The sequence below is a fragment of the Glaciimonas sp. OK215 genome (assembly GCF_057787885.1).
The window spans coordinates 5,776,926-5,793,293 of the sequence record NZ_CM173544.1; the positions used below are offsets into that span (position 1 = coordinate 5,776,926).

The window sequence follows — 16,368 nt, forward strand, 5'->3', positions numbered from 1 at the left end:
CTCCCTCATCGTTCATCAAATGGAACTGTGATGGCAAATTATCCCCTCTACTCGTATTACTGTCCCGCTTGTATTATTAATTCCTTGGCAGAACCCTGAAAAAGCAAGCAAAAGGAGAAATACGATGAAAAAGATTCTCGGTGTCTACAGTGCTCCCCGGCCGCACTGGGTGGGTGACGGCTTTCCGGCACGTTCGCTGTTTTCCTTCGACACGCTGGGCGGTCACCTGAGCCCGTTCCTGCTACTCGATTACGCCGGACCGGCGCAATTTACACCAACCGAGGGACGGCGCGGCGTCGGCCAGCATCCGCACCGCGGGTTCGAGACGGTGACGATCGTCTACGAAGGCGAAGTCGAACACCGCGACTCCACCGGCAACGGCGGCGTTATCGGTCCCGGCGACGTCCAGTGGATGACTGCGGCATCCGGCATCCTGCACGAGGAATTCCACTCTGCCGAATTCAGCCGTAAAGGCGGTGCGCTGGAAATGGTGCAACTGTGGGTCAACCTGCCGGCCAAGGACAAAATGACTGCGCCTGGTTATCAAGGGATACTCAGTCAGAACATTCCGGTCGTGAATTTGCCAGACGATGCCGGTACGTTGCGCGTCATTGCCGGCGGCTTTGGCGGAGTACAAGGCCCAGCCCGCACCTTCACGCCGATCGAGGTGTGGGATATCCGTCTGCACCAGGGCGCCAGTACTACCCTGCCAATTCCGCCCGGCCATGCGGCGGCCGTGGTGGTCCTGCGCGGGACGGTGCTGGTCAACGGCAGTGAGGTGGCGCGCGAGGCACAGGTGGTCTTGCTGGACCGTGACGGCGATTCAGTGGTGCTGGAAGCAAACAACGACGCCAAGCTGTTACTGCTGAGCGGCGAGCCTATCAACGAGCCGGTGGTCGCGCACGGTCCGTTCGTGATGAACACCCGCGAAGAAATCGCTCAGGCGATGCAGGATTTCAACAGCGGCCGTTTTGGCGAGATACGGCATTGAGGATTGGTTTCCGGCACGCATAGAACGCGTACGGAAACCTCTGCCCCGCCGCTGCACAAGGAATAATACAATGCACGGTATAGCGCAGGATATCTTGCGGAAACCACTTAACGATTCTTCCTTGCCATGCCGCAACGCCCGAGCGACGCCGCCCCGGCTCCTGTCCCGCCAGTCCGGCCAGAGATGGATGACTGCTGCCGCAGCGGTTGCGACCCGTGTATATTCGATCTCTATGAGGACGCGATGGAGCACTATCGGGTTCAGCTGCAGGCTTGGGAAGCAAGAAGAACCGGAATGCGCGTCAAAACGCCTAAAAGTAGTTTGAAAAAATAGCAATTCATCACTTCACACACAGGGGATCTGCCATGCGGATGAGCGACGAAGAGTATTTCCGGAGTTGCGTTGCCAAAGAGCGACGTTTGGCCCAGCTGCTGGGTTATCAGAATATCGAGGAATGCTACGAGCGGGCCGGTACCTTACTGGTCAACACCGAGCCGCTGCCGCAGTGGACCCGTGACTGGAAGGCCTGCGGGCCGTTGATGGCCGAGTACCGCATCCCTATTCACTACGGCAAAGATCCCGCACATGAGCATGGCGACGCTGTCATCAGCGGCACAGTGAATGTGCCGCTTTCAGACCACCCGACCAAAGATCGCGCCATCATGTACGCGGTCGTGAAAGCGGTGATTGTGTTGCTGGAACATGCCGCCCACCATCATGCCAAATGATGGGCGTTAACGGGCCGGCACCAGTCGCAGAAGGGTGATTTCGGATGGTGCCCAGAGCCGTTTGGGCGGCCCCCAGTAACCGGTGCCGCGGCTGGTATACACCCAGAGATTGCGCAGCTTGTTCAGGCCGGCGGTATACGGTTGCTGCAAAGGAACAAAGAAATTCCACGGAAAGAACTGGCCGCCGTGCGTATGGCCTGACAATTGCAGATCGAAGCCCGCATCGGCCGCAGCCGCTGCCGAGCGCGGCTGATGCGCCAGCAGCAACTTCACGCCGACATCGGGCGCTGCCCCGGCCAGTGCCAGATGCGGATCGCTGCGGTGCGCTGCATCGAAATGATGCGCACCAAAGTCTGTGACGCCAGCCAGCAACATCGACGCACCCTGATGACGCAGCACCACGTGTTCATTCATCAACACGGTCAAGCCAAGCCGCCGCACTTCTGCGATCCAGGCGTCCGCGTTTGAGTAATATTCATGATTGCCGGTCACAAAATAGGCGCCATGCCGCGCTTCCAGGTTGGCCAGCGGCGCGGTGTGGGGCGCCAGCCGGCTGACGCTACCGTCGACCAGGTCGCCGGTCACCGCGATGAGATCGGCGCGCAAGCCATTCACGCGCTCGACAATGGCATTCAGGTAACCACGCTTGATGGTCGGGCCGACATGAATATCGCTGATCTGGGCAATGGTAAAACCATGCAAACCAGCCGGTAGTTGTCTGATGGGCACATCGACTTCGACCACTCGCGCCAGCCGCCTGGCATTGATAAAACCGATCAGCGTACCGGCTGCAGCCAACAGCGGCACTGCCGCTGCGGTAAAGGAAGCAACATGGTCGACACTAAGGCCCAACCATGGCGCTGCCAGCAGAACGATCTCGCGCAGCAGTGTCAGCATCAGCAGCGAGGAAAACATTCCCATCGCCAGCATACCGGCCCAGGCCAGCCGATCCGCCAGCGGCTGGCGCTTGATCACCGATGCCAGCAAGCCGGCGGGAATCAGCAGGAACGACAGCACTAGCCACAAGCCTCCCAGCCACTGCAGCAACGCTGCTACCGGCAGCGCCGGCAATACTCGCCAACCGATTAATACATGCAGAGCGGCAAGTATGCAAAGAACAAATGCAACAACCTTACGCGATGGCATAAAGATTCCAATACAGAACAGAGGGTGCTCGTGAAAAGTCACGGCTGGTTATATATTGGTACTGGAACGAGAGTTTCAATGGAGCGGGCCGGTTCTCTGCGGCGTCGAAGCCGGATCAACTCTGTGCAATGATGTCTTCCAGACATCGCTGGTCCCGCGGCCCAACAGTGGGGATGTTTAAGTCCGCTTTCGATCGTATCAACCGTATACGCGTTGGCGCTACATTGGCTATTGATAAAAAACCGCATCAATAGTATGGTCCGCGCCACTACACCTTCTTTGGAGCGACATGATGAATGAACAACCGAATGACCAACCGGCAACAAACTTTTTTTGGGATGACTGGAAACAGGAAGCGTTGGCAGCCGGTGTTGCCGCGCCGCTGGCGGAGTTGGGGTGCGAAGTACTGCGCCTGCATCGTCAAAATCGCTGGGGCGGGGATTTTTTGGGCACCTTTGAGGACGCGCCGCATATGCTGGCCATGTGCCTGGAAGACCCGGTCGAGACCGAGTTGTTTTTTATTGAAAACCTGCATCCTTACGACACCGCGCTGATCGCGGCGACCAAGGTTCGTCTTGGCTTGAAATAACAGCGCTCCCGGCAGCATCTCATTGCAATTAAGCGCTCGCACCAATTGCCAACCCGCCCATGGCCGGATCGCTGATTGAATCCCGGCCTGTTTCAACCCGGCCGGCAAAGCGTCGGGAATAGTCCGGCAACTCCGTCACCTTGACGCTGAAGTCATACCATTGCCCGCTATCGTCAAGCGGCCAGGCCGGTTCGGCCTCGCTGTCCGGCGCCACCCGAACGGTCAATCCGGCGTTGCTCCGGTAAGCGTTGCTGCTGACCACAAAGGTACAGTCGCTGCTGCCGCTGTTGTGCAGCCTGACGGAGAGCTTGCCGTTGGCGGCGTCGTAACAGACCTGGATTTCCGGCATTGCCGCTGTTGCACTGGCGCTGACCTTACCGGCGAACAGGCGATGAAAGCCGTTCGGTCCCAACACCCACAAATCGTAGCAGCCGGCGTCGTTGCCGGTGAGCCAGCTACCTGTCAGTTGCTTGCCGGCTTCCACCGTGTAGCGCCTTGGCACCTGGTCCAAGTGCCGACGATCATAGACATGGAACACGGCAGCGGCCGTCCCGGTATTCGAAAACACCAGATCGATCGAGGCCGTATCCGGCTTGACTTGGGCGCTGACATGCAGCGCGTACGGCAACGCGCGCGAAGGACGGGTGCCGCGCGCCTGCGTCGGCAGTTCAGGCAATGCCGGCGTCGGTGGCGTTGCGGTCGATGGCAGCGCATGCGCTCTGGCCGCTGCCGCTACCGTGTCCGGCAAGGTATTCAGAAAGGCGGCGCTATCCGGTCTTACAAAATCGAAGGCACTCGTCAGGTCACCGCACACCGCCCGCCGCCACGGCGAAATATTCGGCTCCATGACGCCGAAGCGTTGCTCGACAAAGCGTATCACCGAGGTATGGTCGAACACCTGCGAATTCACCCAGCCGCCTTTGCTCCACGGCGAAATGACATACAGCGGCACGCGTGGTCCCAAGCCATACGGCCTGTGCAGAAACACGTCGGCATCCAATCCCTCGTTACTCTTGCGCTGATGATATTCGGCGGCGGTATCGACGGTGGAGGCACCGGCCAGCAGCGCCTGAGCCGGGTCGGCATCCCAGGTCAGGTAAGTTGGCGCAGCCGGTGGCGGCACATGGTCGAAAAAGCCGTCGTTTTCATCAAACATCAGGAACAATGCCGTCTTGCTCCACACCTCGGGATTGGCAGTCAGCGCATCCAGCAGCGTCGCGGTATATTGCGCCCCTTGTGCCGGACTGGACGGGCCCGGATGTTCCGAGCCTTCTGCGCTGGCCACGATGAAAGATACCTGCGGCAAAGCAGCGGCGATAACATCCAGCTTGAGCTGATTCAGATCGCAGGTACTCAGGCCGCGCGCTGCCAAGGCCGGGTCCGCGCCGGGCACACCCGCATTGGCGTTGCGAAACTGCCTGAAGCCCGCCAGCGGATTGTCGGTAAAGTTATCGTTCATATCCTGATACACCTGCCAGCTGATGCCTGCTGCCTGCAGTCGTTCCGGATAAGTGGTCCAGACATAACCGCCGCTTGGATCGAAATTCAGATTGTCGTAGGCATTCCCGAGCACCGGGCCGTTGCCCAGCTTGAACGGATCGTTGCTGCCGCTCCAGGCGAACACACGATTCGGATTGCTGCCGCCCTGAAACGAAGAATGGTAGGCGTCGCAGATGGTGAACGCATTCGCCAGCGCAAACTGAAACGGAATATCGGCTTGGGTGAAATAACCCATCGAATGATTATTCTTGTAGCGTGGCCAGCGGTTCATGTTGCCGTTCGACCATGCATTCTGCGCGTCTGGCCAGGTGTGAGGCGTACCGGTTACCCGCATCGTGTCAAACGCCTGCTCGGTATTCAGGCGGAACGGTGCAATCACGCGCGGCGCGCCGGCATTGCTGTCGTTTAGCTGGTACCAGACGGTTTTTTTGACTGCATGCGCGTGGTCCGGCAGCGGTATCGGGAAGCGGTCGGCAAAACCGCGCACGCCTTGCATCGTTCCAAAGTAATGATCGAAGGAGCGGTTTTCCTGCATGAAAATGACGATATGTTCAACGTCCCTGATTGAGCCGGTGGCGTTGTTCGCCGGTATCGCCAATGCCTTTCTGATCGATGGCGGAAAGACAGCCAAAGTCACTGCGGCGCCAGTGACGCCTGCCGCCTTGCGCAGAAAATTGCGTCTGCTGTTAGGGCCTGTTGACATATATTTGGCGCTTTCAGCTGACGGTGTGCAAAGAATGCCGGATGATATGGCGCCCTATAACCAGCCTACGCGTGTCAGGCGGCGGTACAACACAACGCAACCGACCACGATACCGATCAATACAGCCGGATAGCCCCATTCCCAGTTCAGTTCGGGCATGACCTTGAAATTCATCCCATACAGACTGAACACCATGGTCGGCACCGCCAGAATCGCCCCCCAGCCGGCCAGCCTTTTCACTACTTCATTCTGGCGTATTGTCACCTGCGCCAACTCGACTTGCATCGCGGCGTTGATCATTTCGCGCATGCGGTCACTGGTATCCGTGACCATCCCCACATGATCCAGAATATCGCGATAGTAAATCCGGTTTTCCTTCGGAATAATTTCGCCGTGAAAGCGCAACAGCTGATTACAAATATCATGCAGCGGGACTGCTGCCGCACGCAACTTCAGCAATTCACTTTTAAGGCTATAAAATTCCTGCAGGCTATCTTTCTGTACGTCCGGATTGAACATTTTCTGTTCAAAATCGTTAAAGCGCGCCTCCAGGCTATCCATGATCGGCCGGTAGTGATCGACGACAAAATCGATGATCGAGTACAGCACATAGCCCGGTCCTTTCGCCAGGCGTTCCGGCGTTCCTTCACATTTTTCACGCACCTTTTTATAGCTGCTGGAAGCACCATGCCGGACCGTGACAATGAAATGCTGGCCCAGAAATATATGGGTTTCGCCAAACAGGATTTGATCCTGCACGAACTCGGCGGTATGCAGCACCACAAACAAGGTGTCGCCATATTCTTCCAGTTTCGGCCGCTGGTGGGCGCTTTGCGCATCTTCCACCGCCAGATCATGCAAACAAAATTCCTTTTGAACCTTGCGCATCAGCTCATGATCCGGCTCCAACAGGCCGACCCAGACAAAAGTATCCGGCTCAAGTAAAACATTGCTGATGTCGTCAATCGTGAAATCGCGAAATTTTTTACCGTGACAATAAGCAGAACAATTCACAATGGCGCTTTGGGCATTCATCTTACGCTCCTTACCTTCTTATCGGCATGTGCGGCGGCCGGCACCGGTATCGATCCGGCTTCGACCAGCGCGGGAATTCTTGCATTTGAAGCGAAGGGTTTCAAGACGCTTACTTTACCCCGAACTTATCAATAGCGCATCTTCCTCGCCCTGACGGCTTAACCCCGCGCCTGCCGGGCAAATCCGCTCGATGGATTTGGTATAGACTGAGCACCTGCGCACCATTCAGCCAAGAAATCACCTATCAAAAAATAATGCCAACAGATCACTCCCCAGAAACAAGCGACGAGCAGGTATCGGCGCGCATCCGTGCGCGCATCGAGGCCGCCGGCGTCCGCTTTCACGCTAACGACAATATTGCCTCGTTCATCAAGGATGGCGAGCTGGAAGCGTTGCAGGCCGAAGTGCAAGGCAAGTTATCCGATGTTCTGCAAAGCCTGGTGATTGACGTCGAGAGCGACCATAACACCCAGGACACTGCGCGCCGCGTCGCGAAAATGTACATTCAGGAAGTGTTTCGCGGCCGCTATCAAACGCCGCCGCCGGTCACCGAGTTCCCGAATGCGGAACAGTTGAACGAGCTGATGATCGTCGGCCCGGTCACCGTGCGCAGCGCCTGTTCGCATCATCTGTGCCCAATCATGGGCAAAGTCTGGATCGGCGTGATGCCCAACGAACACTCCAACCTGATCGGGCTGTCGAAATATGCGCGGCTGATCGAATGGGTCATGAGCCGGCCACAGATTCAGGAAGAAGCCGTGTCGCAAGTCGCGGAATTGCTGATGGAAAAACTCAAGCCGGACGGTCTCGCGATCGTGATGGAAGCCGATCACTTCTGCATGAGCTGGCGCGGGGTCAGGGATACCGACGCAAAAATGATCAATAGCGTTATGCGTGGCTCGTTCTTGAGCGACGCGAATTTACGGCGCGAATTTCTAGCGCTGATAACCAAGCGAGGATGACATGCTAGTCCGTCTGATTTACGCCAGTACCGCCAGCGAAGTGATCAATCACGATTTGATTGAAGAAATTCTTGAGGCGTCCCGTAAAAACAATACCGCCCATGGCATTACCGGCGTGCTCTGCTACAGCGACAATGTGTTCGTGCAGGCGCTGGAAGGCGGACGCGAGCAGATCAACATCTTATACGGACGCTTGCAGCAGGACCCGCGCCATACCAAGCTGACCTTGCTGGATTACTCTGAAATAGAAACACGCCTGTATCCAGGCTGGACCATGAGCAAAATTCGTCTGGACCGCGTCAATCTGTCGCTCTTGCTGAAATATTCCACTACCGCATCACTCAATCCGTATGCGGTGTCCGGTAACACCACGATGGCATTGCTGGAAGAGCTGGCCGCCACCGGTTGCTTCTCTTCGCGCGAGTCGTAGCTTAATTAGTGCTGCCAATTTCCTTCGCCCCGCCAGGAACGGTAAAAACAAGGCGCCCGCTGCAGGCGGCCTTGACCTCAACCAAGCAGGTCATACAACGCATCCTCAAGTTTTACATGCAAAAAACGATAACCCAATGCGGTTATCTTGACCGGCATCACCTTTTGTCCGCCTAGCAGCAAGTACGCCCGCTCTGCGAGCGCCAGCCGCATCAGCCAGGCGGGTGCGACGAAGAACGAGGGACGGTGCAGGGCGGTGGCCAGTTTGGCGGTGAAGGCGCGGTTGGTGACCGGTTCCGGCGCCGTCATGTTGAAAGGGCCGGTTGCATTGGCGTTGTGCAACAGCACGAGTACCATCGCCACGTAGTCGTCTATGTGGACCCAGCTCATCCACTGACTGCCATCTCCCAGCCGCGCGCCCAGGCCCAGCTTGAAAGGCAACAGCATTTTTCCCAATATGCCGCCGGAGCGATCCAGTACCAGGCCGGTTCGCAGCAGGCACACCCTGACATTCTGTGCCATGGCTTGTTGTGCCGCCTGTTCCCAGGCATGGCATAATTTCGCGCCGAAATCGGCAGCGCTTGGCGCCGACTCATCCAGCGCCCGCTGACCGCAATCGCCGTAGTAACCAACCGCCGAGCCGCTCAGCAGTACGTTCGGCTTGTGACGACTGGCTTCGATCCGCTTGACCAGGGTTTCGGTCAACGTCACGCGGCTACGCCATAACAGTTCTTTGCGTTGTTCGCTCCAGCGCGCATCGACAATCGGCTCGCCCGCCAGATTGATGACGGCGTCGAACACCTCGTCAATTCCCCATTCATCCAGCGATCCGAAGGCGCGCACGGCGCTGCCGCATTTCCCTTTGACCGATGCCGGCCGGCGACTCAGTACGGTTAGGTCATGGCCGGCCTTGAGTAGCACCGGGCACAGGTGCCGGCCAATCAGGCCGGTGCCTCCGGTCATCAGAATACGCATGCTGAGATGCTCCTATCCGGGTTGACAATCGACTTCAGACAGATGAATTGCACAATGAAATGGTTAAAACGATGACATCAGAATACTCTCTAATCGGGCTTACGCAAAAGCTGGGTTTTGCGTAAATCCTATCTAATTTTTCTTGTCACTCGCATTCGCCTGGAACTCCAGCAAGACTTGTTCGGCCCGCATCGCCTGTGCGCCTTGCGCCACCAGACGCCGTACGAAATCCAGGTATTCCGACTCGAAGCCGGTCACCGGACTCATGCAGTCGGTAATCAATATCAGCCTGGCGATATTTGCCGGGCCGACATGTTCGGCAATGTGTTCGGTCGTGGCTCTGACGCAATGGCTGCCCGCTTCGCCGGCGATGTAAATGCGGTCGGCCGGCGCCAGGCTGGCGAGAAAGGATTGATTCGCCAGCGTCGACGCGTCCTCGGGATCCGGCACATCAGCCTGCACCGCCGAATAATGCTCGGTCCAGGGATTGCTACCCTTGCCGATCTTGTTGACGCTGCGCAGCGTGGTTTCTTCCCACTGGTTGTAGGCGCGTCGAATCTCGGCATGCACGTTGTGCCCCCACGATCCGATCTCGCAATGTACCGGCCAGACCATCAGCCGATAACGACCTGCGGCTTCCAGTTGGTCCAGATAGGCGAGCACCCGCGGCAACGCGTTGGCAAGCCGCGGAAGATATTTTCCCGCGCGGACTTGCGCTGCTGAAATTTGCGTAAATGGCGCCACCGCGCCGCCTGCGGCATCGCGCCAGAAAGTCGGATGAGCGACGTCCAGACGATGGTGGGAATCGAGTGTCACACTGATGTCGCTGATGCCCGCAGCGCCACGCTCGATCAATTGCGCCAGACGCAGCATGTCGGCGTGCGCGCCCGGCACCGGCAACGCAGGGGCCAGCCTGGCGCCCGCTGGCTGCGCTGGATCAGGCGGCAAGTAAGCGCTTGGTAAATCACAAAAGTCATTTTGCGGATCGATGATCAGCAAGTGCAGAATGGCGCGCATCCGAGCTCCTTGGTAAAGCGGTGATCGATCCCAACACTCTGCAGACGACGGCTGCCTAACGACGCCGAAACCAGCCGGTCAGCGACAAGCGCTCACGCGTTGCCGACAAAACTTCATGCGGCATGTCAGCGGAAAGAAACAGCGCCAGACTGCCGGCCAGCGGCAAAATATCCTGTTGACGCCGATCCTCCGGATGCAGGCGCAAAGCGCCGCCATGTTCCGGCAACCAGTCCTGATTCAGATATATTACGGCCGATACGGTACGGCGGTCGTCGTCGCGAAAACGGTCTATATGCTTCTGATAGAAAGCCCCGGGGGGATACATGGCAAAGTGCGTTTCATACTCTTCCAACCCGAGATAAAGTGCCTGATTCAATTCCTGCCGGAGCGTCTCCATGATCCGCAAATAGCGATCGCAGGCAGATGATTCACCGGCTTCCAGCCATTGAATATGATCGCCGCGCACCTGTTCGCGTACCGCCTGGCCAGCGCCGCGGCCGACCCCGGCAGGCGCCAGCGCACCTTGGGCTGCGCGTGCACGGCACTCGGCGGCAAGTGCAAGAACCAGATCCGCGGGTAAAAACTCGGCTTGCTGCGACCAGCCGCGTGCGACCAGGTCGTCGGCGATGTGGTGCGGCTGCTGGTGGAAGGTAGGCGTAGGCATAGACATGATGCGGGGATTTTATCAGTATCTCGATTGCCGAATACCACCATCACCGCAATTGCCGGGCGGCAAGCAGACCGGGCCAGCGGCGTTAGAGCTCCGCCTCGTATTGCGCGCGGCGACGCTCTTCCTCTTCCTTGCGGGCAAGCGCAATTTCACGCACCACCGCAGCAACGTCGACGATCTTGTGATCGACGGCGATGCGGCCAGTCAGTGGCACCTCCGGATGCAACAGGCCCGCCAGATACAAGGCCCAGATTTCCTTGCCGTATTGGGTGCTCAGCAGTTGTGGCGCGAAGCGGCCAAAATAGGTCGCCAGATTATCAACATCACGCTCCAGCATGTCGGCCGCGCCGGTATTCCCGGCGGCATCCACCGCTTGCGGCAAATCGATAATCACCGGGCCATGTGCATCCACCAGAATGTTGTACTCCGACAGATCGCCGTGGATCACCCCGGCGCATAGCATCAGTACGACCTGACGCAGCAACATTGCATGAAATTCCAGCGCCTGCGTTTCGCTCATCTCTATATCGTTCAGGCGGGCGGCGGCGTTGCCGTCCGCATCGGTCACCAGTTCCATCAGCAGCACGCCTTCAAAGCACACAAACGGCTGCGGCACGCGCACCCCGGCGGCGGCCAGCCGGTACAGGGCGTCGACTTCGGCGTTCTGCCACACTTCTTCCTGCATCTTGCGGCCATAGCGGGTACCCTTTTCCATGGCCCGTGCCTGACGGCTATTCTTGACCTTGCGGCCTTCCTGATACGACGCGTTCTGGCGGAAGCTGCGCTGCTGCGCATCCTTGTATACCTTGGCGCAACGAATTTCCTCGCCACAGCGCACCACGTAAACAGTTGCCTCTTTACCACTCATCAGTTGGCGTATCACCTCGTCTACCAGGCCCTCTTCTACCAGCGGTTCGATTCTTTTCGGGGTTTTCATAGATAAATTGGTGGGCGATTTGGACAACGCATACTAAGGCATAAAGCGGCAAGTATGACGTAATACTGCCAAACGACTGGCAAGAGACCCCATTCGCGCCGATGGCGGGCTCAAATGTCGTGGCGGATGGCGCTGCGCATGTAAATTACCGCCCGCCGAACCCGCCCTAAAAACAACAAGCGACTGCTCCAGGAGCCTGCTGATTAAAAAAGTAGCTGCGCCGATCACGTCCGACTACGCTTTGCGCTATGATTACGCCCGTTTTTATATTTAAGGAATACCCATGTCGAATGCTTGCGGCGTAGATTTCGGCACGTCTAATTCCACCGTCGGCTGGAGTCGGCCCGGTCAGTCCGCTTTGCTGCAACTGGAAGATGACAAGGTCACCTTGCCGTCAGTGGTGTTCTACAACGCCGAAGATGAGGTGTTCAGTTTTGGACGCGCGGCGCTGGCCGGCTATCTGGCTGGCTATGAAGGTCGCTTGATGCGCTCCCTGAAAAGCCTGCTGGGATCGGCCCTGATTGATGGCCAGACCGAGGTGGGCGGCCGGGCGCTGCCTTTCCGTGCCCTGTTGGGGCAGTTCATCAGCGAACTTAAAAGCCGCTCGCAGCGGGCCGCCGGCCGGGAATTCGACAGCGTGGTGCTGGGTCGTCCAGTGTTCTTCGTCGACGACAATCGGGCCGCGGATCAGCGTGCGCAAGCGACGCTGGAGGAAATAGCCCGCGCCGCCGGTTTCAAACATATCGCCTTTCAGTACGAGCCGATTGCCGCCGCGTTCGACTATGAATCGACCATCGAACGTGAAGAACTGGTATTGATCGCAGACATCGGCGGCGGGACTTCCGACTTCTCGCTGGTGCGTTTGTCGCCTGCTCTGGCCAAACACCAGGATCGTCGCAACGACATTCTGGCAACCGGCGGCATACATATTGGCGGTACCGATTTTGATAAATACCTGAGTCTGTCGAGTGTGATGCCAATGCTGGGTCTGGGCAGCCGGCTGACGAATAATAGCGAGGTCCCGTCCAGCTATTATTTCAACCTGGCGACCTGGCACACCATTAACCTGATCTACACCCGCAAGATGGCGGAGCAACTGAAAGACGTGGCACGCGATGTGCGCGAACGCGACAAGTTCGATCGGCTACTTGATCTGGTCGAGCAACGTGCCGGCCACTGGCTGGCGATGAAGGTTGAAGAAGGCAAGATCGCACTATCGGACGCCGAGATGGTGGAACTGACGCTGGAAAAATTATCGACTAGCGAATCGATTCGACTCAACCGCGGCGAATTTAACAGCAGCATCTCGCATCTGGTGTCATCTGTGGAAGAGACAGTCGGCAAGCTGTTGCGCGATGCCGGTGTCAAAGCAAATGCGATCGATACGGTATTTTTTACCGGTGGCTCGAGTGGCGTCGGTTTGTTGCGTCGGCAAATTGCCGCCGTGGTGCCGACCGCAAAGGCGGTGGAAGGCGATCTGTTCGGCAGCATTGGCGCCGGGCTGGCGCTGGATGCGGTGCGCAAGTTCTCTTGATCGTCCGTAGCGCTTGGTGTGGGGCTGCGCCAGGCGTCACGCTTTTAGCCGCCTCTTTCTTCGGCGGCCTTATCCTTCTTCTCCGGCGATTTCTCCGGCGCGCCCCTGCGCAAACCCGGGATCGCCGACAACCGTATCCCCTCAGGCATCCGCAAGCGTTTGCCCTCGCCCACCCGCTGTGCATGATAAATCCCGGTATGGCCCGAAAACAAATAACTCACAACACAGGCCAGCGCGGCCAGTGTCCCGATCTCCGGCCCAAACAGCTCGATGGCCATGATGGTGGAAGCAATCGGCGTATTCGCGGCCCCCGCGAACACCGCGACAAAGCCCAGTCCGGCCAGCACCGGCAACGGTAACGCCAGCACATAACTCAACGCATTCCCCAACGTCGCGCCGATATAGAACAGCGGCGTCACTTCGCCGCCTTTAAAACCTGACGCGAGCGTCACCACCGTAAACATGATCTTTCCGAAAAAATCATACGCGGGCAATGGTTGCGAAAACGCCTCGACAATGGTGGGGATTCCCAGCCCCAGATACTTATCGGTCGCCAGCAAGGTGGCGGCAAGCGCCACCACCACGCCGCCAGCGAACGGCCGCAAGGGCGCATACGCGATCCAGCGTTTCAGCGTGCGCGACAGCCCATGTGTGGCTTGCGCGAACAGCATCCCGGTCAGACCGAAAACGATGCCGGCGACGATCGTCGCGCCAAACACCAGCAGACTGAGATGCGGCACAAACGGAACCGCATAGTGGGTGTGATACACCCCCAGCAAACCGGGTAGCTGGTCGGCGACGATGGCGCCAATGAAACACGGCAGAATCGCGTCATAGCGCAAGCGCCCGATCGCCAGTACCTCCAGCCCAAACACCGCACCGGCGAGCGGCGTCCCGAATACCGAAGCAAACCCGGCACTGATACCGGCCATCAGCAGGATGCGCCGATCTTCCTTGTCCAGTTTGCAGATGCGCGTCACGAAATCCGCCAGCGCGCCGCCCATCTGTACCGCCGTCCCTTCGCGACCGGCCGAACCACCAAACAGATGCGTCACGACGGTACCGATCAGAATCATCGGCGCCATGCGCTTCGGCACGATGCGTTGCGGGTCGTGGATTTCATCGATCAGCAGGTTGTTGCCACCCTCGACCGATTTGCCGAAGTGGTGATAGACCAATCCGACCGTCAGGCCCGCAAACGGCAACAGCCATAACAGCCAGGGGTGCGCGCTACGCGTGCTGGTCGCCCAATCGAGTGCAGCCAGCAATGCGGACGAGGCGGCGCCGGCCAGCACGCCGACAACCGAGGACAGCAGCAGCCAGCGGCCCAGATACAGCAGCATCGCAAATTGCTCGGGAATTTTATGGTGTTTCATCGTTTCCAGATTTGAAGGAGACAAACCTGGACCGCAGGAGGCTGCACTTTCATAACACAGGCCTGCAACTTCCCGGTCCGGGAACATTCAGGCATCATCAGCGGCGTAGTGCCTCGGGAGCAATGCCATCTCCGATATGCCTTGCATTCTGCCGCAAAGCGCCTGCTGTCGCAACAAGCGCCTTGGAACAGGCCGCGTTCATAAAAGAAGCTGGCGAGGTCGTTATCGATGCCGACCGGTCACATGGTTGGAGCAGCAGGTAAGAATAAAATCTTAAAAGCGCGAAGCTACGCCCCAAACAAAACGGGGCCAGAGTAAACACTCTGACCCCGCTCAATTCAATCCGCCATACAGCGAATCAAGTTATTACATCATCCAGCAGCAACTCTTAGAACTTGTGACGGATTGCTACGCGCACGGCAACTTGCTTTTCATTGTTGGAAATGTCGGAGGCACCAGGGATGTAGGCTTGATCAAGTGTCGATCCAGTCTGATCGCCACCAACTTTTTCGTAAACGGTTTGCGCATATACGTCAGTCCGCTTGGAGAAGCTGTAGTCCGCCATCAGACCAAAGGTCGACCATTTCGGTTTGGCAGTGCCAACCGTTGTGTCGTACTTGGCTTTCGTGTAGGTGTACATCGCACCGGCGTAAAACGCTGGCGAGAAGTCATACTTGGCATTGATTTCGTAGTTCTGGAACCTGAGCGAATTCAATGTGCCGACGGCTGGTGCAAACGAGCCAACGTAAGCATTCACGCCAGTTGGACTGGTCAGATTAGTACCGGTATACACGAACCCAAGCGTCGCCGGACCAAACGCGTAGTTGATACCCGCGCCGAAGATCTTTTGCTTGGCAGCCAGGAAGTTGGCATCGGTTGGCGTGATGGAACCGCTCGCAGTAGTACCGACACGACTCAGATTCATGTATCCCAGGCCAGCCGACAAGGGGCCGTTCGCGTAGCTCGCACCCAGACTGTAGGTACGGTTTTTAGTACTGTCGCCGGCTGTTTCGCCGAAGCCATACAAGCCGCCGAACTGGAAGCCGGCGATAGTCGGGCTGGTGTACTTGACCGAGTTATTGATGCGGAACGAGTTATCGGTGTTGTCGTTATCCAGCGGATGCGAGAACAGGTAACCGGCCCAGTTGCCGTTCGCGGTCATTGGCGCGAGGAAATCGACCACGGAGTCGTATTGACGACCCAGTGTGACGGCACCGGCAGTTTTGCTCGACAAACCGACCAAGGCCTGGCGTCCGAACATCAAACCGCCTTGACCCAGCTTGCCGGTATCTGCGGCAAAACCGTTTTCAAGCTGGAACACCGCGCTCAGGCCACCACCCAGGTCTTCGTTACCTTTGAAACCCAGGCGGCTGCCTTGTGCGTAGCCACTGTCCATTGACACCACACTTTTACCACCGGTGCTGGTGTGCACATTGTTGGTATAGTCCAGACCCAAATCGATCAGACCATAAATTGTGACGTTGGTTTGCGCTTGCGCCATGCCAGCAATACCACCCAACAAACCTGCAACCAGAATAGCTTTTTTCATGCATTACTCCCAAGGGTTGGAAAAATCTGTTTTTTTACGAATGCCGGTAGTAACCGCACAGTGATGCGCGCCTTACTACGACTTGCTCTTCTCAGCAATTACCGATCAACACTACGCCGGATAATTGATAGCAGTGGCCAGAATGCCACAACACAACATGCATGACTAGTTGCCTGGACTTAACCTGTTGTAGATCTGTCGCAATAGCTTAAAATTTGTCGCAAAAC

16 protein-coding genes are annotated in these 16,368 nt (G+C 57.6%); 7 read left to right on the top strand and 9 right to left on the bottom strand.

Annotated elements, in window-relative coordinates:
* Window positions 1-124 precede the first annotated feature (124 nt).
* The 3 genes from AC3CHX_RS26765 to AC3CHX_RS26775 all read left to right on the top strand — a co-directional run bounded on the left by AC3CHX_RS26765 (window position 125) and on the right by AC3CHX_RS26775 (window position 1,719).
* The gene (locus tag AC3CHX_RS26765) at window positions 125-991 is read left to right on the top strand and encodes a pirin family protein (protein ID WP_488630976.1); all 867 of its coding nucleotides are present in this window, start codon (window positions 125-127) and stop codon (window positions 989-991) included.
* Between the two features lie 126 nt (window positions 992-1,117).
* Window positions 1,118-1,324, top strand: a complete 207-nt coding sequence (locus AC3CHX_RS26770; RefSeq protein WP_488630977.1) for an oxidoreductase-like domain-containing protein — start codon at window positions 1,118-1,120, stop codon at window positions 1,322-1,324.
* 32 nt (window positions 1,325-1,356) lie between these two features.
* The gene (locus AC3CHX_RS26775) at window positions 1,357-1,719 is read left to right on the top strand and encodes an aminoacyl-tRNA synthetase (RefSeq protein WP_488630978.1); all 363 of its coding nucleotides are present in this window, start codon (window positions 1,357-1,359) and stop codon (window positions 1,717-1,719) included.
* Between the two features lie 6 nt (window positions 1,720-1,725).
* Here the strand turns inward: AC3CHX_RS26775 and AC3CHX_RS26780 are convergent, their stop codons facing one another.
* The gene (locus AC3CHX_RS26780; protein ID WP_488630979.1) at window positions 1,726-2,865 is read right to left on the bottom strand and encodes a metallophosphoesterase; all 1,140 of its coding nucleotides are present in this window, start codon (window positions 2,863-2,865) and stop codon (window positions 1,726-1,728) included.
* A 289-nt stretch (window positions 2,866-3,154) separates the two neighbouring features.
* Here AC3CHX_RS26780 and AC3CHX_RS26785 point away from each other — a divergent pair, with 289 nt between their 5' ends.
* A complete protein-coding gene (locus AC3CHX_RS26785) occupies window positions 3,155-3,454 on the top strand; it encodes a hypothetical protein (RefSeq protein WP_488630980.1) in 300 nt (99 codons plus the stop codon).
* A gap of 28 nt (window positions 3,455-3,482) precedes the next feature.
* On the opposite strand, the gene AC3CHX_RS26790 is transcribed toward AC3CHX_RS26785, so the two are convergent.
* Window positions 3,483-5,657 (bottom strand): phosphocholine-specific phospholipase C, encoded by a 2,175-nt coding sequence (locus AC3CHX_RS26790; protein WP_488630981.1) that lies wholly within the window; start codon window positions 5,655-5,657, stop codon window positions 3,483-3,485.
* A gap of 54 nt (window positions 5,658-5,711) precedes the next feature.
* Window positions 5,712-6,692 carry a magnesium/cobalt transporter CorA gene (gene corA / locus AC3CHX_RS26795; protein ID WP_488630982.1) on the bottom strand — a complete coding sequence of 327 codons (981 nt, stop codon included), beginning with the start codon at window positions 6,690-6,692 and terminating at the stop codon, window positions 5,712-5,714.
* 254 nt (window positions 6,693-6,946) lie between these two features.
* Here corA and folE point away from each other — a divergent pair, with 254 nt between their 5' ends.
* Window positions 6,947-7,654 (top strand): GTP cyclohydrolase I, encoded by a 708-nt coding sequence (gene folE / locus AC3CHX_RS26800; protein WP_488630983.1) that lies wholly within the window; start codon window positions 6,947-6,949, stop codon window positions 7,652-7,654.
* Between the two features lies 1 nt (window position 7,655).
* Window positions 7,656-8,084 carry a BLUF domain-containing protein gene (locus AC3CHX_RS26805; protein WP_488630984.1) on the top strand — a complete coding sequence of 143 codons (429 nt, stop codon included), beginning with the start codon at window positions 7,656-7,658 and terminating at the stop codon, window positions 8,082-8,084.
* A gap of 77 nt (window positions 8,085-8,161) precedes the next feature.
* On the opposite strand, the gene AC3CHX_RS26810 is transcribed toward AC3CHX_RS26805, so the two are convergent.
* The 4 genes from AC3CHX_RS26810 to AC3CHX_RS26825 form a co-directional block, all read right to left on the bottom strand.
* Complete coding sequence (locus AC3CHX_RS26810; RefSeq protein WP_488630985.1) at window positions 8,162-9,058, bottom strand: TIGR01777 family oxidoreductase; 897 nt, start codon at window positions 9,056-9,058, stop codon at window positions 8,162-8,164.
* A 132-nt stretch (window positions 9,059-9,190) separates the two neighbouring features.
* The gene (locus AC3CHX_RS26815; protein WP_488630986.1) at window positions 9,191-10,075 is read right to left on the bottom strand and encodes a cysteine hydrolase family protein; all 885 of its coding nucleotides are present in this window, start codon (window positions 10,073-10,075) and stop codon (window positions 9,191-9,193) included.
* A 55-nt stretch (window positions 10,076-10,130) separates the two neighbouring features.
* The gene (locus tag AC3CHX_RS26820) at window positions 10,131-10,739 is read right to left on the bottom strand and encodes a 2OG-Fe(II) oxygenase (RefSeq protein WP_488630987.1); all 609 of its coding nucleotides are present in this window, start codon (window positions 10,737-10,739) and stop codon (window positions 10,131-10,133) included.
* Window positions 10,740-10,830: 91 nt separating this feature from the next.
* Window positions 10,831-11,682: a PA4780 family RIO1-like protein kinase gene (locus tag AC3CHX_RS26825; RefSeq protein ID WP_488630988.1), complete on the bottom strand. Its 852-nt coding sequence runs from the start codon at window positions 11,680-11,682 to the stop codon at window positions 10,831-10,833.
* Window positions 11,683-11,965: 283 nt separating this feature from the next.
* Between AC3CHX_RS26825 and AC3CHX_RS26830 the strand changes: the two genes are divergently transcribed.
* Window positions 11,966-13,216: an Hsp70 family protein gene (locus tag AC3CHX_RS26830; protein ID WP_488630989.1), complete on the top strand. Its 1,251-nt coding sequence runs from the start codon at window positions 11,966-11,968 to the stop codon at window positions 13,214-13,216.
* Window positions 13,217-13,260: 44 nt separating this feature from the next.
* On the opposite strand, the gene AC3CHX_RS26835 is transcribed toward AC3CHX_RS26830, so the two are convergent.
* A complete protein-coding gene (locus AC3CHX_RS26835; RefSeq protein ID WP_488630990.1) occupies window positions 13,261-14,592 on the bottom strand; it encodes a voltage-gated chloride channel family protein in 1,332 nt (443 codons plus the stop codon).
* 388 nt (window positions 14,593-14,980) lie between these two features.
* Window positions 14,981-16,141, bottom strand: a complete 1,161-nt coding sequence (locus AC3CHX_RS26840) for a porin (RefSeq protein ID WP_488630991.1) — start codon at window positions 16,139-16,141, stop codon at window positions 14,981-14,983.
* Window positions 16,142-16,368 lie beyond the last annotated feature (227 nt).